This window comes from Isoptericola sp. NPDC056134 (genome assembly GCF_042264825.1).
GTDB classification, from domain to species: domain Bacteria; phylum Actinomycetota; class Actinomycetes; order Actinomycetales; family Cellulomonadaceae; genus Isoptericola; species Isoptericola nanjingensis.
In genome coordinates, this window is record NZ_JBHJVM010000014.1 from 55068 (window position 1) to 74660 (window position 19593).

17 protein-coding genes are annotated in these 19593 nt (G+C 74.8%); all 17 read left to right on the forward strand.

The genetic code is table 11. The features are described from left to right. Positions 1-25 precede the first annotated feature (25 nt). Positions 26-1669 (forward strand): UDP-N-acetylmuramoyl-L-alanyl-D-glutamate--2,6-diaminopimelate ligase, encoded by a 1644-nt coding sequence (locus ACFCZN_RS14380; protein WP_429762185.1) that lies wholly within the window; start codon positions 26-28, stop codon positions 1667-1669. Then, complete coding sequence (gene murF / locus ACFCZN_RS14385) at positions 1666-3150, forward strand: UDP-N-acetylmuramoyl-tripeptide--D-alanyl-D-alanine ligase (protein ID WP_430557190.1); 1485 nt, start codon at positions 1666-1668, stop codon at positions 3148-3150. Before ACFCZN_RS14380 ends, murF begins: the two co-directional genes overlap by 4 nt. Then, positions 3147-4229 carry a phospho-N-acetylmuramoyl-pentapeptide-transferase gene (gene mraY, locus ACFCZN_RS14390; RefSeq protein WP_429762183.1) on the forward strand — a complete coding sequence of 361 codons (1083 nt, stop codon included), beginning with the start codon at positions 3147-3149 and terminating at the stop codon, positions 4227-4229. The genes murF and mraY overlap by 4 nt, the downstream gene beginning before the upstream one ends. Beyond that, on the forward strand, positions 4226-5692 hold the full coding sequence (murD, locus tag ACFCZN_RS14395; RefSeq protein ID WP_430557191.1) for a UDP-N-acetylmuramoyl-L-alanine--D-glutamate ligase: 1467 nt from the start codon (positions 4226-4228) through the stop codon (positions 5690-5692). The genes mraY and murD overlap by 4 nt, the downstream gene beginning before the upstream one ends. Positions 5693-5728: 36 nt before the next feature. After that, positions 5729-7081, forward strand: a complete 1353-nt coding sequence (gene ftsW, locus ACFCZN_RS14400) for a putative lipid II flippase FtsW (protein ID WP_429762181.1) — start codon at positions 5729-5731, stop codon at positions 7079-7081. 10 nt (positions 7082-7091) lie between these two features. Further along, the gene (gene murG / locus ACFCZN_RS14405) at positions 7092-8267 is read left to right on the forward strand and encodes an undecaprenyldiphospho-muramoylpentapeptide beta-N-acetylglucosaminyltransferase (RefSeq protein ID WP_430557192.1); all 1176 of its coding nucleotides are present in this window, start codon (positions 7092-7094) and stop codon (positions 8265-8267) included. Further along, positions 8264-9787: a UDP-N-acetylmuramate--L-alanine ligase gene (gene murC, locus ACFCZN_RS14410; RefSeq protein WP_430557193.1), complete on the forward strand. Its 1524-nt coding sequence runs from the start codon at positions 8264-8266 to the stop codon at positions 9785-9787. The genes murG and murC overlap by 4 nt, the downstream gene beginning before the upstream one ends. A gap of 293 nt (positions 9788-10080) precedes the next feature. After that, a complete protein-coding gene (locus ACFCZN_RS14415; RefSeq protein WP_430557194.1) occupies positions 10081-10806 on the forward strand; it encodes a cell division protein FtsQ/DivIB in 726 nt (241 codons plus the stop codon). Positions 10807-11045: 239 nt separating this feature from the next. Beyond that, complete coding sequence (gene ftsZ / locus ACFCZN_RS14420) at positions 11046-12398, forward strand: cell division protein FtsZ (RefSeq protein ID WP_430557195.1); 1353 nt, start codon at positions 11046-11048, stop codon at positions 12396-12398. A 7-nt stretch (positions 12399-12405) separates the two neighbouring features. Beyond that, positions 12406-13224: a peptidoglycan editing factor PgeF gene (gene pgeF, locus ACFCZN_RS14425; protein WP_430557196.1), complete on the forward strand. Its 819-nt coding sequence runs from the start codon at positions 12406-12408 to the stop codon at positions 13222-13224. A 149-nt stretch (positions 13225-13373) separates the two neighbouring features. Then, positions 13374-13844 carry a cell division protein SepF gene (locus ACFCZN_RS14430; protein WP_429762174.1) on the forward strand — a complete coding sequence of 157 codons (471 nt, stop codon included), beginning with the start codon at positions 13374-13376 and terminating at the stop codon, positions 13842-13844. A gap of 101 nt (positions 13845-13945) precedes the next feature. Next, positions 13946-14239, forward strand: coding sequence for a YggT family protein (locus ACFCZN_RS14435; protein ID WP_429762173.1), 294 nt, complete (start codon positions 13946-13948; stop codon positions 14237-14239). A gap of 220 nt (positions 14240-14459) precedes the next feature. After that, complete coding sequence (locus tag ACFCZN_RS14440) at positions 14460-15092, forward strand: DivIVA domain-containing protein (RefSeq protein ID WP_429762172.1); 633 nt, start codon at positions 14460-14462, stop codon at positions 15090-15092. A gap of 159 nt (positions 15093-15251) precedes the next feature. Then, the gene (locus tag ACFCZN_RS14445; protein ID WP_429762171.1) at positions 15252-15713 is read left to right on the forward strand and encodes a TraR/DksA family transcriptional regulator; all 462 of its coding nucleotides are present in this window, start codon (positions 15252-15254) and stop codon (positions 15711-15713) included. Between the two features lie 51 nt (positions 15714-15764). Then, positions 15765-16466 carry a signal peptidase II gene (locus ACFCZN_RS14450; protein ID WP_430557197.1) on the forward strand — a complete coding sequence of 234 codons (702 nt, stop codon included), beginning with the start codon at positions 15765-15767 and terminating at the stop codon, positions 16464-16466. Then, the gene (locus ACFCZN_RS14455) at positions 16463-17407 is read left to right on the forward strand and encodes an RluA family pseudouridine synthase (protein ID WP_429762169.1); all 945 of its coding nucleotides are present in this window, start codon (positions 16463-16465) and stop codon (positions 17405-17407) included. Before ACFCZN_RS14450 ends, ACFCZN_RS14455 begins: the two co-directional genes overlap by 4 nt. Positions 17408-17493: 86 nt before the next feature. Further along, positions 17494-19443, forward strand: coding sequence for an adenylyl cyclase (locus tag ACFCZN_RS14460; RefSeq protein ID WP_430557198.1), 1950 nt, complete (start codon positions 17494-17496; stop codon positions 19441-19443). The last annotated feature ends 150 nt before the right edge of the window (positions 19444-19593 follow it).

Consider the following 19593-nt stretch of genomic DNA (forward strand, 5'->3'; position numbering starts at 1 on the left):
GCACGCAGACGGTAGGTTCTTCTCCGTGACATCCCCGCTTCCCCGTATCCGGCCCGCGGGCACGACGCCCCGGCGGGTGCGGGACCTCGCCCTGGCCTTCGGGCTCGAGGTGACGACGCCGGCGGCACCGGACGAGGGCGGCCCCCGGCCGCAGGTCCCGGCCGACGTCGTCGTCACCTCGGTCGCGTCCGACAACCGCGTCGTCGCAGGTGGCGACCTGTTCGTCGCCCTGCCCGGTGCGCAGGCCCACGGCGCGCGGTTCGCCGCCGACGCCGTGGCCCGCGGGGCCCGGGCCGTGCTCACCGACGCCGCCGGCGCCGCCACCCTCACCCGCGGGCCGCACGCGCTCGACCCCGTGGTGCCGGTCCTGGTCGCCGGCGACCCGCGGGCCGTCCTCGGGCCCGTCGCGGCCTGGGTGTACGGGGAGCCCGCCGAGCACCTGATGACCTTCGGCGTCACCGGCACCAACGGCAAGACGACGACGACCTACCAGGTCGACCACCTGCTGCGGGCCCTCGGCTGGACCGGCGGCCTGATCGGCACGGTGGAGATGCGTGCGGGCGACACGGTGCTCCCGAGCCGGCTCACCACCCCGGAGGCCGCGGACCTGCAGGCGCTGCTCGCCGCGATGTGCGAGGCGGAGGTGCGCACGCTCGCGATGGAAGTGTCCTCCCACTCGCTGTCGATGCACCGGGTGGACGGCATCGAGTTCGGCGTGGTCGGGTTCACGAACCTCAGCCAGGACCACCTCGACTTCCACGGCGACCTGCAGTCGTACTTCGACGCGAAGGCGTCGCTGTTCACGCCCGAGCACGCGCGCCGCGGCGTCGTCGTGGTGGACGACGTGTGGGGCGAGCGCATGGCGACCGCCGCGCAGGTGCCCGTCGCGACGCTGCGCACCCGCGCCCCCCGGGACGGCGAGGCGGCGGCGGACTGGACCGTCACGGACGTCGCGGCGCACGGCACCGGCTCCGCGTTCACGCTCACGCACGCCGACGGGCGCTCGCTGCGCACGTCGACGTCCCTGCCCGGCGGGTTCAACGTCGCGAACGCCGCGCTCGCCGTCGCGATGGTGCTCGAGGGCGGTGCGCACGTCGAGGACGTGGCCGAGGCCCTCGCCGCGGCCGACGGCCTCTCGGCCGTCGTGCCGGGCCGCATGCAGGTGGTCGGCGCGGGCGGGGACGGCCACCCTCGCGTCGTCGTGGACTTCGCGCACAACACCGAGGCGCTCGAGCTCGCGCTCGCCGCGCTGCGCCCGACGACGGCCGGCCGGCTCGTCGTCGTGTTCGGAGCCACCGGGGACCGCGACAAGGGCAAGCGGCCCGCGATGGGCGCCGCCGCCGTCGCGGGCGCGGACGTCGTCGTCGTCACCGACGACGACCCCCACGGCGAGGACCCCGCCGCCGTGCGCGCCGCGGTGCTCGAGGGCGCCCGCGCGGCCCGCGACGCGGCGCGCGGCTCGGGTCGCGACGTCGTCGTGACCGAGGCGGCGCCGCGCGCGACCGCCATCGAGAAGGCCGTGCTCGACGCCGGGGCGGACGACACCGTCCTCGTCGCGGGCCGCGGCCACGAGACCATCCAGGAGGTCGCGGGCGTCGACCTCGAGCTCGACGACCGGGACGAGGCCCGCCGCGCGCTGCAGCGGCGGCACGAGAGGACCACCGCATGATCGCGCTGACCGCCGCCGACGTCGCCGAGGCGACCGGGGGACGGCTGCACGCCGACGCCGCCACGCCCGTGAGCGCGCCCGTCGTCGTGGACTCCCGCCGCGTCGAGCCCGGGGGGCTGTTCGTCGCGCTGCCCGGCGAGCGCGTCGACGGGCACGACTTCGCCCGCGGCGCCGTCGAGTCGGGGGCCGCGCTGGTCCTGGCCGCCCGCGAGCTCGAGGGCGTGCCGACGGTCGTCGTCGACGACGTGCAGGCCGCGCTGGGCGAGCTCGCGCGCGTCGTGCTCGCCCGCGTGCGGGCCGCGGGCGACCTCCGGGTCGTCGCGGTGACCGGCTCGGTGGGCAAGACCACGACCAAGGACCTGCTGGGCCAGCTCCTCGTGGACCTGCTGCCGGAGGGCGTCGCCCCCGAGGACGGCCTGGTGGTGCCCACGGGGTCGTTCAACAACGAGGTCGGCCTGCCGCTGACCGTCCTGCGCGTCACCGAGGCCACGCGCTTCCTCGTGCTGGAGATGGGCGCGGACGGCCCCGGCAACATCGCTTACCTGACGCGGATCGCCCCGCCCGACGTCGGCATCGTGCTCGCCGTCGGCGTGGCCCACGTGGGCAAGTTCGGTTCGGTCGAGGCCATCGCGCGCACCAAGGCCGAGATGGTCTCGGGCGTCGTGCCGGGCGGCGCCGTCGTGCTCAACGCCGACGACCAGCGCGTCGCGGCCATGGCGTCGCTCGCCGCCCCGGAGCACACCGTCACCACCTTCGGCACCATCTCCTCGGCCGACGTGCGCGCCGCCGACATCGGGGTGGACGCCTCCGGCCGGGCGACGTTCGGGCTCGCCGTCGCGGGTGGCCACGACCTGGGCGACCCCGCTCCCGTGGCGCTGCGCCTCGTGGGCGCGCACCACGCGAGCAACGCGCTCGCCGCCGCCGCGGCGGTGCTCGCGCTGAGCGGCACCACCGCCGCCGCGATCGCGCGCGTGGCCGACGGCCTGTCCCGGGCGACCCCCCTCAGCCCGCACCGGATGGCGGTCACCGAGCGACCGGACGGCGTCACCGTGGTCGACGACGCCTACAACGCCAACCCGGACTCGATGCGCGCCGCGCTGCGGGCGCTCGCCGTCATGGCGGGCCGTACGCGCCGCTCCGTCGCCGTGCTGGGCGAGATGCTCGAGCTCGGGGACGGCTCGCGCGCCGCGCACGACGAGATCGGCCGCCTCGTGGTGCGATTGAACGTCAAGCTCCTCGTCGTCGTCGGCGACGGGGCGTACCACATCCACGAGGGGGCCATGCAAGAGGGCTCCTGGGGAGAGGAGTCGGTCTTCGTGCCTGACCTCGACGCCGCGCGCGCGGTGCTCGCCGAGGCGCTCGAGCCGGGCGACGTCGTCCTCGTGAAGTCCTCCCTCGGGTCGGGCCTGTGGCGCCTCGGCGACGAGCTCGCCGCCGGCGGGCCGGCGGCCGCCGGACCGGCCGTGGAGGTCGCCCCGTGATCGCGATCCTGGTCTCGGCCGGCGTCTCCGGGCTGGTCGCCCTCTTCGGGACGCCCCTGTTCATCCGGTTCCTCATCCACCGCAACTACGGCCAGTTCGTCCGCCAGGACGGGCCGACCGCGCACTTCACGAAGCGCGGCACGCCGACGATGGGCGGCGTCGTGATCATCGCGGCGGCCCTGGTCGGCGTCGCGGTGTCCATGCTGGTCGCCGGGAGGCCGCCGAGCGCGTCGGCGCTGCTATGCCTGTACCTGATGACGGGCCTCGGCCTGGTCGGCTTCCTCGACGACTTCACGAAGATCCGCAAGCAGCGGTCCCTGGGCCTCACGCCGAAGGCGAAGATCATCGGCCAGGGCTTCGTCGGGATCAGCTTCGCGGTCCTCGCGCTGCAGTTCCCCAACGCGAACGCCCGGACGCCCGCGTCCACGCGGATCTCGTTCCTGCGCGACACCAACCTCGACCTGGCGTTCGCCGGCGTCACGGTGGGTCTCATCCTCTTCGTGATCTGGGCGAACTTCCTCATCACGGCCTGGTCCAACGCGGTGAACCTCACGGACGGCCTGGACGGCCTGGCGACCGGCGTGTCGATCATCGTCTTCGGCGCGTACGTCCTCGTGTGCATCTGGCAGCTCAACCAGTCGTGCCAGCGGCTCGCCGCGGCCGGGCCGCGCTGCTACGAGGTGCGCGACCCGCAGGACCTCGCGATCGTCGCCGCCGCCATCGCGGGTGCCTGCATCGGCTTCCTCTGGTGGAACGCCAGCCCCGCGAAGATCTTCATGGGCGACACCGGCTCGCTCGCCCTCGGCGGCGCCCTGGCGGGCATCTCGATCCTGTCGCGCACCGAGATCCTCGCCGCGATCATCGGCGGGCTCTTCGTCGTCATCGTCATGTCCGACGTCATCCAGATCGGCTTCTTCAAGATGACGGGCAGGCGCGTGTTCAAGATGGCACCCCTGCACCACCACTTCGAGCTGTCCGGGTGGGGCGAGGTCACGATCGTCATCCGGTTCTGGCTCATCGCCGGCCTGTTCGCGGCGCTCGGCATGGGCGTCTTCTACGCCGAGTGGGTGGCCACGTGACCGAGCCCGACCCGCGGGCGCTGCCCGACGGCGCCCGCGTCGTCGTCGCCGGGCTCGGCGTGACCGGGCGCGCCGTCGTCGCCGCCCTGTCGGGCGGTGCGGCCGGGCGGGTGGCCTCGGTGGTCACGGTCGACGGACGCGCGGACGACGCCGACGTGCGCGACGCGGACGACCCCGCCGTCGCGGGGCGCGTCGTCGCGGGCGCCGACCTCGTCGTCGCGTCCCCGGGGTGGGCGCCGAGCACCCCGCTGCTGGCCGCGGCCCGGGCCGCCGGCGTCCCCGTGTGGAGCGAGATCGAGCTCGCCTGGCGGCTGCGGGTCGAGCGCACCGGTGCGGACGGGGCGCGCGGGCCCGCCCCGTGGCTCGCCGTCACGGGGACCAACGGCAAGACGACGACTGTCGAGATGCTCGCGTCGATCCTCACCGCGGCCGGCCTGCGCGCCGCCGCGGTCGGGAACGTCGGGACCCCGGTCGTCGAGGCGGCGCAGGACCCGTCGCTGGACGTCCTCGCGGTGGAGCTCTCCAGCTTCCAGCTCCACCACACGCTCACGACGTCGTTCGAGGCCGCGGCCGTGCTCAACGTGGCTGCCGACCACCTCGACTGGCACGGGTCGCTCGAGGCGTACGCGGCGGACAAGGGCCGGGTCTACGCCCGCGCGCAGGTGGCGTGCGTGTACAACGCGGCCGACCCGCGCACGGAGCAGCTGGTGCGCGACGCCGACGTGACCGAGGGCGCCCTCGCCGTGGGGTTCACCCTCGGCGCCCCGGGCCCGGGTCAGCTGGGCGTGGTCGAGGACGTGCTCGTCGACCGCGCCTTCCACACCGAGCCCGGCGCGCGCGACCGGCAGCGGACGGCCGCCGAGCTCGGCACCCTCGCCGACCTCGCGCACCTCGCCCCCGGGGGCGGCACCCCGCCGCCGCACGTCGTCGCGAACGCCCTGGCGGCCGCCGCGCTCGCCCGCGCGCACGGCGTCCCCGCGGCCGCCGTGCGCGACGGCCTGCGCGCGTTCCGGCCCGGCGCGCACCGCATCTCCGAGGTGCGCGTGCTCGACGGCGTCGCCTGGGTGGACGACTCGAAGGCGACCAACGCGCACGCCGCGGCAGCCTCGCTCGCGTCCTACGCGCCCGGCACCGTGGTGTGGGTGGCCGGCGGCCTCGCGAAGGGGGCGTCGTTCGACGCCCTCGTCGCCGACCGCGCCGACCGCCTCCGCGCGGCCGTGCTCATCGGCGTCGACCCGGAGCCGATCCGCGGGGCGCTGGCCCGACACGCGCCCGAGATCCCCGTCGTCGTGGTCGATCCCGGCGACACTGGGTCCGTGATGCGGCGCGCGGTCGCGGCGGCACGTGACCTGGCTCGTGCCGGGGACACCGTCCTGCTGGCGCCCGCCGGTGCGTCCATGGACCAGTTCGCCTCCTACGCCCAGCGGGGGGAGGCGTTCGCCACGGCCGTGGCGGAGCTGTAGCGGCACGACGCCGCGACGACGAGCGAGAGGTGTCGGATGGCGGTCACGACGGGCACCCGACGCGCCCCGCGAGGGTCGGGGGGTCGTCCGTCGACGGGCCGGACCCCGAGAGACCGGCCGGCGCCGCGCTCCCCGAAGCGGACCGAGCGCCCGTGGCTCGGTCAGTGGAACAGCACCGTGACGAGCTATTACCTGCTCGTCGGTGCCACCGGGCTGCTGCTGGTCATCGGGCTCGTCATGGTGCTGTCCAGCTCGACGGTGACGTCCATCGCCGCGGGGGACTCGCCGTTCGCCGCGTTCATGGTGCAGGCACGGTTCGCCCTCATCGGCCTGCCGCTCATGCTGATCGCCGCCCGGCTGCCGGTGCGCTGGTACAAGCGCCTCGCATGGCCGGCGATGCTGGTCACGCTGGCGATGCTCGTCGCGGTGCTCTTCGCCGGCAAGCTCGTCAACGGCAACCGGAACTGGCTCGTCGTCGGTCCGGTGCAGTTCCAGCCCTCGGAGCTCGCCAAGCTGGGGCTCGCCGTGTGGCTGGGCGCGGTCCTGGGCCGCAAGCAGCACCTTCTCGGCAGCTGGGGCCAGGCGCTGGTGCCGGGAGTGCTGGGGCTCGGCGCGGTCCTCGGGCTCGTCATGGCGGGACACGACCTGGGCACGGCCCTCATCCTCGCGGTGCTCGGCCTCGGCGCGTACTGGGTCTCGGGCGCGCCGGCCTCGATGCTCGCCGTGGGCGGGGTCGGGGCGGCGCTGCTGGTCGGCTGGGCGTTCATCGTCAACCAGGACGGCAGCGACCGGCTCACCCGGATCCTGGCCGCCTACGGCACGTGCACGGACACGCAGGGGCAGTGCTACCAGTCGATCCACGGCATGTACGGGTTGGGCACCGGCGGGCTGTTCGGCGTGGGCCTGGGTGCCAGCCGCGAGAAGTGGAAGTACCTGCCGGAGGCGCACAACGACTTCATCTACTCCGTGATCGGCGAGGAGCTCGGCCTGCTCGGCACGCTGCTCGTGCTCGCGCTGTTCGTGGTCCTCGGGATCGCGATGGCGCGGGTGGTGCGCCGGCACCCGGACCCGTTCGTGAAGATCACCACGGCCGCGATCGGCTGCTGGGTGGTGGGCCAGGCCTTCGTGAACATCGGCGTGGTGATCGGCGTCCTGCCCGTGATCGGCGTCCCGCTGCCGCTGGTGTCGGCGGGCGGGTCCGCCCTGGTCACGACGATGGTGGCGCTCGGTGTGGTGATCAGCTTCGCGCGCAGCGAGCCGGGGGCCGCCGAGGCCCTCGCCGCCCGACGGAGCGTCGTCAAGAGGTCGGTCGCGGTCCTGTCGCGGCGGGGCAGGGCCGGCGCCACCGGTGGGGGCGCGCGGCGCCGCGGGGGCGACGGCGGCCGATAGGGTCCTGCCTGTGAAGAGCTCTGCAGTCACGTCCGTCGTCCTCGCCGGGGGCGGCACCGCCGGCCACGTCAACCCCCTCCTCGCCGTCGCGGACGAGCTCCGTGCGCGGGAGCCGGAAGCCAGGATCCTCGCCCTCGGCACCACGTCCGGGCTGGAGGCCGACCTCGTCCCGGAGCGCGGGTACCGGCTGTGGCCCATCCCGCGCGTGCCGCTGCCGCGGCGCCCGAGCGTCGACCTGCTGAAGCTGCCCGGCCGCCTCAGCGCGGCCGTGAAGGCGGCGGAGGCCGCGATCGACGAGATCGGTGCCCAGGCCGTCGTCGGCTTCGGGGGGTACGTCTCCACCCCCGCGTACCTCGCCGCCCGGCGCAAGGGCGTCCCCGTGGTGATCCACGAGCAGAACGCCCGTGCCGGCCTGGCCAACAAGCTCGGCGCCCGCTGGGCCGCCCGCGTCGGCGCGACCTTCCCGGGCACCCCGCTGCCGGGCGCCCAGGTCGTCGGTCTCCCGCTGCGGGCCGAGATCGCGGACCTGGTCTCGGCGCGCGAGGCCGACGCGCTGGCCGCGCGCGTCCAGGCCGCCGACACGCTGGGCCTCGACGCCGGCCTCCCGACTCTCGTGGTCACCGGCGGCTCCTCGGGCGCGGCGTCGGTGAACGCCGCCCTGGCCGGGTCGGTCGAGGCGCTGCTGCGCGCCGGCGTCCAGGTGCTGCACCTGACGGGCAAGGGCAAGGACGGGCCCGTGCGGTCCGCCGTCGACGCCGCCACCGCCGCGGGCGGGTTCGAGGCCGCGCGCTACCAGGTGCGCGAGTACCTGTCCGAGATGCAGCTCGCGCTCGCCGTCGCGGACCTGGTCGTCGCCCGCTCGGGCGCCGGCACGGTGTGCGAGCTCGCCGCCCTCGGCGTGCCCGCGGTCTACGTGCCGCTGCCCATCGGCAACGGCGAGCAGCGGCTCAACGCCGCGCCGCTCGTGGAGGCGGGCGGCGGCCTCCTCGTCGACGACGCCGACCTCACCCCCGCCTGGGTGGCCGAGCATGTGCCGGCGCTGCTGGCCGACCGGCCGCGGCTCGACGCGATGGCGTCCGCGGCCCGGGCGACCGGGGTGCGCGACGGCGCCGCGCGCGTCGCCGACCTCGTCGCCGAGGCGGTCGCGCAGGCGGACGCGGGCGCGGGTACCGGGCGGCAGGCATGAGCGCCGCACCGTCGACGCGGCCCCCGGCGCTGCCCGTCGAGGAGCTCGGCCGCGTGCACCTGGTCGGCGTCGGCGGCGCGGGCGTGTCCGTCGTCGCGCGGCTGCTGGCGGCCCGCGGGGCCGACGTCCAGGGCTCCGACGCGGCGGCCGGCCCCGCCCTCGAGGCGCTGCGCGCGGACGGCGTGCGGGTCTGGGTCGGGCACGACGCGGCACACGTCGTGGGGCCGGACGGCGCGCCCCTGGTCGACACGGTCGTCGTGTCGTCCGCGGTGCGGGAGACGAACCCGGAGCTCGCCGCCGCCCGCGCTGCGGGGATCCGGGTGCTGCACCGCTCCCAGGCGCTCGCGTCGCTGATGCTCGGACGCCGGGCGGTGGCTGTGGCCGGCGCGCACGGCAAGACCACGACGTCGGCGATGGTCGCGACCGTGCTGCGCGCGTGCGGCGTCGACGCGTCGTTCGCGATCGGGGGCACGGTGCGGGTGCGGGACGCCGAGGGCCGCGAGGGCGCGGTGCCCGGGGGGCACCTCGGTGCGTCCGACGTGCTCGTGGCCGAGGCCGACGAGTCGGACGGCTCGTTCCTCAACTACGCCCCCACGGTGGCCGTCGTGACCAACGTCGAGCCGGACCACCTCGACCACTACGGCTCGCAGGAGGCCTTCGAGCGGGCGTTCGAGGAGTTCGCCGGCCGGATCGTCGACGGCGGCACGCTCGTGGCGTGCGCGGACGACGCCGGCTCGGCGGCCCTCGCGGACGCGCACCGGGCCGCGGGGAGGGCCGTGGTGACGTACGGGAAGGCCGCGGGCGCGGACGTGCGGGTGCGCGACGTCGTCGTCGGGGCGGGGACCGTCGAGGCCGTCGTCTCCGGCGGCCCGCTGGGCGACGAGCCGTACGCGCTGCGCCTCGCGGTGCCCGGCGCGCACAACGCGCTCAACGCGACGGCGGCCGTCGTGACCGCGGTGCTGCTCGGCGCGGAGCCGGGCGACGCCGCCCGGGGCGCGGGGACCTTCGTCGGGACGGGGCGGCGGTTCGAGCCCAAGGGCGAGGTCGACGGCGTGCGGGTGTTCGACAGCTACGACCACCACCCCACCGAGGTGGAGGCGCTGCTGCGGGCGGCACGGCCGGTGGCCGGCGACGGCCGCATCGTCGTGCTCTTCCAGCCGCACCTGTACTCGCGCACGCGGATCTTCGCCGGCCGGTTCGCCGCAGCGCTGGCCCTCGCGGACGAGGTCGTCGTCACCGGCGTCTACCGGGCCCGCGAGGACGTCGACCCGACGGTCGGCCCGCGCACCATCACCGACCTGCTCGAGCGGACGTCGTCCGGCGGGGGAGTGCGCGCGGTCGAGGACCGGCTCGAGGCGGCGCACGTGGCCTCGGCGCTCGCGCGCCCCGGCGACCTGGTGCTCACCGTGGGCGCGGGAGACGTCACCGAGCTGGGCCCCGTGATCCTGGCGGACCTCGCCGCGCGTCCCTCCGGCGTGGCGTCGCCGGACGGCGACGCCCGCGACGAGACCATGGGGTGATGCGACCGCCAGCCCGCCCGCGCCCGACGACCCGCGCGACGTCGGGCCGCGCGACGTCGGGACGATCAGCGGCGACCGCGCCGACCGGCACGCCGTCGGTGGGCGCCGGGGCGCCGACGGGGACCCGCGGGACGAAGGGCGGTTCGAGAGGGCCCGCGACGGGAACCACGAAGGCCGCCCCGAAGACAGCCCCGAAGACAGCCCCGAAGGCCGCGCCCGCCGAGGCCGCGCGGTCCCGTCCGCGCTCCGCGGCGACGGCGGTGGTCCCGGCCGGGCAGGAGGTCCCGCCGAGGGTGTCGACGGCGATGGCGGACCGGCTCGCCGAGCGCACCGCGATGCGCCGGCATCGCGCCTGGCGGCGGGTGCTCGCATGGGTCCTCTCCGTTGTGGTCGTCGCGGGCCTCGCGTGGGTGGCCCTCTGGTCGCCGGTGCTCGCCCTGGAGAAGGCGGAGGTGAGCGTCGCCGGCGCGGGGCGGTACGTCGACGAGGCCAGGGTGCGCGAGATCGTCGAGGCGCCCGGCGGCACCCCGCTGCCCCGCCTGGACACCGTGGCGATGCGGGAGCAGGTGCTCGGGCTGCGCGGGGTGAAGGACGTCCGGATCGCGCGGGCCTGGCCCCACGGGCTCGCGGTGGAGCTCACGCCGCGCGTCCCGGTGGCCGCGGTGCCCGACGGGGACCGGCTGGCCCTGCTCGACTCGTCCGGGGTGCGCGTGGCGACGCGCGACGCGGCGCCGAAGGGGCTGCCGCAGGTGGACGTGCCGCTGGACGACGCGCTGGCGCTGCAGGCGGCGCTCCACGTGCTGGCGGCCCTGCCCGCCCAGCTCGCCGGCAAGGTGGAGCACGTCAGCGCCGACACGCAGGACGCCGTCGAGACGGTCCTGGAGGACGGCACGACCGTCCGGTGGGGCGGCAGCTCCGACCTGCCGCTCAAGGTCGAGGCGGTGCGCACGCTGCGCAAGCTCGCCGACGGCGCGCGGACCATCGACGTCTCGTCGCCCGAGCTGCCGGTGACCCGATGAGGGGAGCGACGGCGGCGCGGCAGGCGCGGACGGGTGAGGCAAGCACCGGGCGCGCGCGACACGCCGGAGCACGTCCGGCCTTGCGCCCGCCGCGCCGCCTACCGTCGATCGCAGCAGCAACCTGACATAACTCTAACCCTCAACTCGAACCTTAAGGTTGGGCCCGCGGGCCGGCCGGCAGGGCGGACGGGGGACGAGGACCGGACGTCGGGACAAGGAACGACCCGAGAGGCAACGACGTGGCAACTCCGCAGAACTACCTGGCAGTGATCAAGGTGGTCGGTATCGGCGGTGGCGGCGTGAACGCCGTGAACCGCATGATCGAGGTCGGGCTCAAGGGTGTCGAGTTCATCGCCATCAACACCGACGCGCAGGCGCTGCTGATGTCGGACGCCGACGTCAAGCTCGACGTCGGCCGTGAGCTCACCCGTGGCCTGGGCGCCGGTGCCGACCCCGAGGTCGGCAAGAAGGCCGCCGAGGACCACGCCGAGGAGATCGAGGACGTCCTGCGGGGCGCCGACATGGTCTTCGTGACGGCGGGCGAGGGCGGCGGCACCGGTACGGGCGGCGCGCCCGTGGTGGCCCGGATCGCCCGCTCGCTCGGTGCGCTGACGGTGGGCGTCGTGACGCGCCCGTTCACCTTCGAGGGCCGCCGCCGCTCCGTGCAGGCCGAGCAGGGGATCGACACCCTCCGCGAGGAGGTCGACACCCTGATCGTCATCCCGAACGACCGGCTCCTGTCCATGTCCGACAAGAGCGTCTCGGCGATCGCGGCGTTCCACTCGGCGGACCAGGTGCTGCACTCCGGTGTCCAGGGCATCACCGACCTCATCACGACGCCGGGCCTCATCAACCTCGACTTCGCGGACGTGAAGTCCGTGATGCAGGGGGCGGGCTCGGCGCTGATGGGCATCGGCTCGGCGAGGGGCGAGGACCGCGCGGTGCAGGCCGCCGAGCTCGCGATCTCGTCCCCGCTGCTCGAGGCCTCCATCGACGGCGCCCACGGCGTCCTGCTGTCGATCCAGGGTGGCAGCGACATCGGCCTCTTCGAGGTGCACGAGGCCGCGCGCCTGGTGCAGGAGGCGGCGCACTCCGAGGCCAACATCATCTTCGGCACGGTCATCGACGACGCGCTGGGCGACGAGGTGCGGGTCACCGTCATCGCCGCGGGGTTCGACGGCGGCGTGCCGCAGGCCCGCAAGGACGGTCGCGGCCTCGGCCAGATCGCCGGCGCGCCGGCCAAGCCGACGGTCGCGGTCGGCGAGGGCGGCACGACGGCGACGTCCGTGCCCCAGCCCGGGGTCCAGACGGCACCGCACCGCCCGCCGCAGCCGGCCACCGCGTCGGTGCCGGCCGCCGCCGCGCAGCCCCGGCCGATCCCGGCCGAGCCGGACGACGTGCCGGTGAGCCTCGACGCGCCGCCGGCCCCGCCGGCGGGGGCGCGGCCCGCGGAGCAGCGCCGGCCGTTCACGGTGGTCGAGGACGCCGAGGGCGAGGGCGTCACCGTCGAGCGGCCGGTCGAGGTGCCGCGCCTGTTCGACGAGCCGCGCCGCCCGGCCGAGGAGCTCGACGTGCCCGACTTCCTCAAGTGAGCGCCGGGTGAGCGGAACTCACGGCGCGGTCGGCTGGGCCCAGGAGGCGCTGTTGCCGGACCAGTTCGGTGCGGGGCTGCTGCGGGTGGACCTCGGGGAGGGCGTCGTGGCGGGCTTCACCACGCGCCACGGCGGGGTGTCGCCCGCTCCCTGGTCGTCGCTCGACCTGGGCACCTCGACCGGTGACGACCCCGTGCGGGTGCGGGAGAACCGCGCCCGCCTCGGGGCATGGGTGGGGGCGCCCGTGGCGTTCTCGGCACAGGTGCACGGGGACCGTGTCCTGGGCCTCGGGGCCGCCGAGCTCGCCGAGTGGACGTCGACGGAGCCGCCGTCCGCGGCGGGCGAGGCCGACGCCATGGTCACCGCGGAGCCCGGCCTGGCGCTCGGCGTCCTGGTCGCGGACTGCGTGCCCGTCGTCCTCGCGGACCCGGTGGCCCGCGTCGTGGCGGTCGCGCACGCAGGTCGGGGCGGCGTCGCCCTGGGGGTCGTGCACCGCGTGGTCGAGCAGCTGCTCGCGCGCGGGGCACGGGCCGAGGACCTCCGTGCCGCCGTCGGCCCTGCCGTCTGCGGCGACTGCTACGAGGTGCCGGCCGCGATGCGCGACGAGGTCGCGGCCGTCGTCCCCGAGACGTGGGCGACGACCACGGCCGGCACGCCGGCGCTCGACCTGCCGGCCGGCGTGCTCGCGCAGCTGGCGTCGCACGGCGTGGCCGCCACCCGGGTGGACCGGTGCACGCTCACGGACACCGACCTCTACTCCCACCGTCGCGCCACCGCCCAGGGCACGACGACGGGGCGCCAGGCGGGGGTCGTCGTCCTGACCTGAGGTGTCGTCGTCGCCGGGGGCGGCCTGACGCGCCCGCGACGCGCGACACACCGGCGTGTCGTGCGCGGATGCCGCCGCGGGCGTGGTTAACGTCATGACACCCGTCCGGGACGGAGGGCGGGGGACGTGGCGACGAACGGAGCAAGGCGATGGGCGGAGCGCTTCGCAAGACGATGCTGTACCTGGGGCTCGCCGACGACCAGGGTGAGTCGGAGGAGTACCTCGACGAGTACGAGGAGCTGGAGGCACCGGTGCGCGACCGTGACGACTACCAGGCGCAGGTCACCCCGCTGCACCGCGGCGGAGGGAGCGAGTCGGTGATCGCCTCCGACCTGCGACGCATCACGACCATCCACCCGCGCTCGTACAACGACGCCCGTACCATCGGCGAGGCCTTCCGGGGCGGCACGCCGGTGATCATGAACCTCTCCGACATGGACGACGCCGACGCGAAGCGCCTCGTGGACTTCTCGGCGGGCCTGATCTTCGGGCTGCGCGGCTCGATCGAGCGCGTGACGAACAAGGTCTTCCTGCTCTCGCCGGAGCACGTGGAGATCGCGGGCGAGGAGCCGCCGGCGGAGAAGGCCCCCGGACGCGGCGCGTTCTACAACCAGAGCTGACCGCGCGCCCGAGAGCGCGGATCGCACGCCGATCGCACCGTCCGGCACGGGCCGGGGCAGTTCTGCCCCGGCCCTGCGTCGTGCTCGGGTAGGTTCGACCCGTGAGTCTCGTCTTCAACCTGGTCTACCTGGTCCTGTGGCTGTTCCTGCTGTGCCTCATCGTCCGGCTCGTCTTCGACTGGGTGCAGTTCTTCGCGCGCGACTGGCGGCCGAAGGGCGTCCTGCTGGTGCTGGCGGAGGCGGTCTACACGGTCACCGACCCGCCGCTGCGCTTCCTGCGCAGGCTGATCCCGCCCCTGACCCTCGGCCAGATCCGTCTCGACATCGCCTTCCTCGTGCTCTTCATCGGCACGGGCATCCTCATGCGGGTGGCGTCCTTCCTGGCCGCGGCGTGACCCCGTGGCGTTGACCTCGGCAGCGCTCGCGCTGTGACCTGGGTCGGGGTTCGCCCCGGCCGTCGAGGGGCGCCCCGGTGCTGACCTGTGAAGACGTCGTGTGGGCGCGACGACCCGGCCTCGTCGGGCAGGTCGCCCGCCGACACGTCCGCTACCGTGGTCATCCAGACGGCCCGGGAACCGGGTCCCACCGACCCTGCAAGAACGATGAGGTGAGACGATGGCGCTGCTGACGGCAGAGGACATCCTGAACAAGAAGTTCGCCGCGACCAAGTTCCGCGAGGGCTACGACGTCGAAGAGGTCGACGACTTCCTCGACGAGGTCGTGCGGACCCTCACGGCGGTCCAGGAGGAGAACGACGACCTCCGCTCCAAGCTCACCGCGGCCGAGCACCGGGTCGCCGAGCTGAGCCGCTCGGACGCTGCGCAGCAGGCGCAGCCCACGCCGACCCCGGCACCGGCCCCGACGCCGGCGCCCGCCCCGGCCGCCGCGAAGCAGCAGCCCGCGGAGCCGGAGTCCGCCACCGGGATGCTCCAGCTGGCCCAGAAGCTGCACGACGACTACGTGCGTTCCGGTCAGGAAGAGGGTGACCGCCTCATCACGGAGGCCAAGTCCGAGGGCTCGCGCATCGTCCGCGAGGCCGAGGAGACCAGCCACCGCACGCTCTCGCAGCTCGAGCAGGAGCGGTCGCTCCTCGAGCGCAAGATCGACGAGCTCCGCCTCTTCGAGCGCGACTACCGCACGCGTCTCAAGAGCTTCCTGCAGAACCTGCTGGGCGACCTCGACGCCCGCGGCTCGGCCCTGCCGCCGCAGCGGCAGAACGCCAACGCCGGTCGCGGCTCGGAGCTCTGAGCGGGGGGCCGTCACCCCGCGCACCCCGCTCCTTCGTCACGCCTCACGCCGAGCGGCCCGCACGACACGCACGCCTCTACCGCGCGTGCTGTTGTGCGGGCCGCTCGGCGCACTTACGCTGCGGTGACTCGTCGTCGACGCACCAACGAAAGGGCACCGATGGCCAAGCTTTCGACCACCACGCGCGCGGCACTGCGCGAGAACTTCCCGCACCTCGCGCGCGACGTGAAGTCCTTCCCGGTCCGTGACGGCGAGGACCCCTGGACCCTGCACGAGGTGGAGGAACTGGCGGCCTTCCTGCTCGAGGAGAAGGAGCGCCTCGAGCGCGAGCTCGCGGCCGCCGACCAGGAGCTGTCGGACCTGCTGCGCAACTCGGGCGACGGCGCGGGCGACGACCAGGCGGACTACGGCTCGAGCGCGCTCGAGCGCGAGCAGGAGCTCACCCTGGTGAACAACATGCGCGACCTGCTCGCCCAGACCGCGCACGCCGTCGACCGCATCCGCAAGGGCACCTACGCCACCTGCGAGATCACGGGGCTGCCGATCGGCAAGGCGCGCCTGCAGGCCTTCCCGCGCGCGACGCTCTCGGTCGAGGCGAAGGCGCGCGAGGAGCGTCGCTGACCGGACGGTCCCGGCCCGACGACCGGCGCGGTCCGCCTACACTTGCGGACGATGTCGACCACGCCCGCCGGCTCCGCCCCGGCCCCTGAGCCCGCGCCTCGCCACGGCGCCCCCGAGATGCCCGGGTCGGACGCGCCCGCCGGCGACGCTCCGCAGGACGCCGGGGCGCCGGTGTCCGCGGAGCGTCGCCGGAAGCTGATCACGGGAACCTTCGTGCTCGCCGCGCTGGTGCTGCTGATCGACCAGCTGACGAAGTGGTGGGCCGAGTCCGCCCTGGTCTGGGGCGACGACCCGAAGCCGCTGATCGGCGAGCTGCTGCAGCTCCGCCTCATCTACAACGACGGCGCGGCGCTCTCGATCGCCTCCGGCATGACGTGGATCCTCACGATCGTGGTCTGCGTGGTGGTCGTCGTGATCGTCCGCGCGATCCGGCGGATCGGCTCGGTCGGGTGGGCCGTCGCGCTGGGGCTGCTGCTCGGTGGGGCGCTGGGCAACCTGGGCGACCGGATCTTCCGCGAGCCGGGCTTCGGGCGCGGATGGGTGGTCGACTTCATCGACTACGGCGTCTTCGTCGGCAACGTCGCGGACATCGCCATCGTCGCCGCCGCGGTGCTCATCGTCATCCTGTCCTTCCGGGGGATCGGCCTGGACGGCCGACGGCACGTCGAGGACGGGGACGCCCTGCCAGAGCCGTCCGAGCCGTCCGAGCCGTCCGAGCCGGCAGCGCCGTCAGATCCGACAGAGGGGCGGTGACCGTGCCGACCGGGTCCACCCGCACCCTGCCCGTGCCCGACGGCCTCGCGGGCGAGCGCGTCGACGCCGCGCTCGCGCGGATGCTCGGCTTCTCCCGCACCCAGGCCGCGGAGCTGGCGGCCGCCGGCGCCGTGCTCCTCGACGGGCGTGAGGTCGGCAAGTCCGACCGGGTCGTCGCCGGCGGCCGGCTCGAGGTCACGGTCCCGGACGCGCGGCCCGCGGCGCCGGTCGTCGCCGAGCCGGTGCCCGGCATGGGGATCGCCTACGAGGACGACGACGTCGTGGTCGTCGACAAGCCGGTCGGTGTCGCGGCGCACCCGTCGCCCGGCTGGACCGGCCCCACCGTGGTCGGCGCGCTGGCCGCGGCCGGCTACCGCATCGCGACGTCCGGCGCGGCGGAGCGGCAGGGCATCGTGCACCGGCTGGACGTCGGCACGTCCGGCCTCATGGCCGTCGCGAAGAGCGAGGCGGCGTACACCGGGCTCAAGCGGGCGTTCAAGGAGCGCACGGTCGAGAAGGTGTACCACGCGTTGGCGCAGGGCCACCCGGAGCCCACGACGGGCACGATCGACGCGCCGATCGGGCGCCACCCCAGCGCCGACTACAAGTTCGCCGTGGTCGCGGACGGCAAGCACTCGGTGACGCACTACGAGGTGCTCGAGATGCTGCCGGCCGCATCGCTCGTCGAGGTGCACCTCGAGACCGGCCGCACCCATCAGATCCGGGTGCACTTCCAGGCGGTGCGGCACCCGCTGGTCGGCGACCTCACCTACGGCGCGGACCCCGTGCTCGCGTCGAAGGTGGCGCTGGAGCGCCAGTGGCTGCACGCCGTGCGGCTCGGGTTCGAGCACCCGCTCACCGGCCGCTGGGTCGAGGTCACCAGCGAGTACCCCGACGACCTGGCGCACGCGCTCGAGGTCGTCCGCGGGGCCTACCGGTAGCGCCCTCTTGTGCCCCGCGGGGGGAGCCCTTAGCGTTCGTCGCGACAGGTGACACGAGTCACCTGCACCCTCGACGAGGAGGATGCATGTCTTCACCCTTCGCTTCCCGGGCGACGGCACAGGGCCCGGCGTCGGCGTCACGCGGGGGAGGCGGCCGTCGCGGCGCCTCCGCGATCGCCGCCGGAGCCGCCGTCGTGACCGTGCTGACCGGCGCCCTCGCCGTGCCGGCGCACGCCGCGCCTCCCCAGCGTGTCGATCCCACCGACCCCGACTTCGGACCGAACGTCACCGTGTTCGGCCCCGACACCCCGCAGGACGAGATCCAGGCGACCATGGACGCCCTGCACGCGGCCCAGGTCGACGCGGAGATGGGCTCCGACCGGCACGCCGTCTACTTCCTGCCCGGCAGCTACGGCACGCCGGAGGACCCGTTGCAGGTGAACGTCGGGTACTACACCGAGGTCGCGGGACTCGGGGCGTCGCCCGGGGACGTCGCGGTCCAGGGCGCCATCGAGGTGCGCAACCGGTGCCTCGGGGACGACGCGAACCCGAACTGCATCGCCCTGGTGAACTTCTGGCGCACCGTGGCCAACCTGCGCCTGGACGTGAACACCGCCGGCCAGGACGGCTGCAAGGCCACCGCGAACTTCTGGGCGGTGTCGCAGGCCGTCTCGATGCGCCGGCTCGACGTGCGCGGGCCGGTGTCGCTCATGGACTACTGCACCGCGGGGCCCCAGTTCGCGAGCGGCGGGTTCATCGCGGACTCCCGCTTCGACACCGCGGTGACCAACGGCTCCCAGCAGCAGTGGCTCACGCGCAACAGCGAGCTCGGCGGCGGCTGGTCCAACGGCGTCTGGAACCAGGTCTTCTCCGGCGTCGTCGGGGCTCCGTCCGACGCCGCCTTCCCCGCCGAGCCGTACACCGTGCTCGAGAGGACCCCGGTCAGCAGGGAGAAGCCCTACCTGTTCGTCGACGACCGGGGCCGCTACGCCGTGCGCGTCCCGGCGGCGCGCACACAGACCCGCGGCGTCTCCTGGGCCGACGGCGTGACGGCAGGGCGGACCGTGCCGATCACGGACTTCTACCTCGCACGCCCGGGTGACTCCGTCGCGACGATCAACGCCGCGCTCGCCCGGGGGAAGAACCTCCTGCTCACGCCCGGCGTCTACGACGTCGACCGGAGCATCCGGGTGACGCGACCGGACACCGTCGTGCTCGGCATGGGCCATGCGACGCTCACCGCCGCGCGCGGCGCGGTGCCGCTCGTGGTGGGCGACACCGAGGGCGTGGTGGTCGCGGGGGTGACGATCGACGCCGGCGCCGAGGAGTCGCCGGCGCTGCTGCAGGTGGGCAAGCGTCACGGCGCCAACCACCAGTCGGACGCCGCCAACCCGGTCACGCTGTCCGACGTGTACTTCCGGGTGGGCGGCCCCCACGTCGGCAAGGTCGACACGGCCCTGCGGATCGACGCCGACGACGTGCTCGTCGACCACACGTGGGTGTGGCGCGGCGACCACGGCGTCGAGGGGTTCCCGACCGACGGGTCCGCCGGCGTCAACGGCGACACGGCTCGCTGGCGCACCAACACGGGGCGCAACGGGGTCGTCGTCGAGGGGGACCGGGTCACGGCCACGGGGCTGTTCGTGGAGCACTTCCAGGAGCACAACACGATCTGGAACGGCGAGGACGGCAGGGTGGTGCTCTACCAGAACGAGCTGCCCTACGACCCGCCGACCCAGGCCGACTGGACGCAGCCGGACGGCACCCTCGGGTGGGAGGGCTACGTGGTCGGCGACGCGGTACGGCGTCACCGGCTCGACGGCGGCGGCGTCTACGTGTTCAACCAGAACGACCCGGGCATCGTCACCGAGAACGGCTTCGCCGTCCCGGACCGCCCTGGCGTGCGGCTGCACCACGTCATGACCGTCAACCTCAGCGCCGGGACGATCAACCACGTCGTCAACGGCGTGGGCGACGCGGTGCCGCCCTCGACGTCGGGGGCGCCGGAGTACGTCGTCGACTACCCCGCTCGCTGACCCGGGCGTCGTCGGACCCGTGGGGGCCGGGGGGAAACCCGGGCGGGCCGAAACCACCAAGGAGGGAGGAGGAAAACAAAACGGGGAAAGGCATTGGGCAAAAGCAGGGGGGCGCCGTAGGCAGAGGACCTGACAAACCCCCCGGCCAAG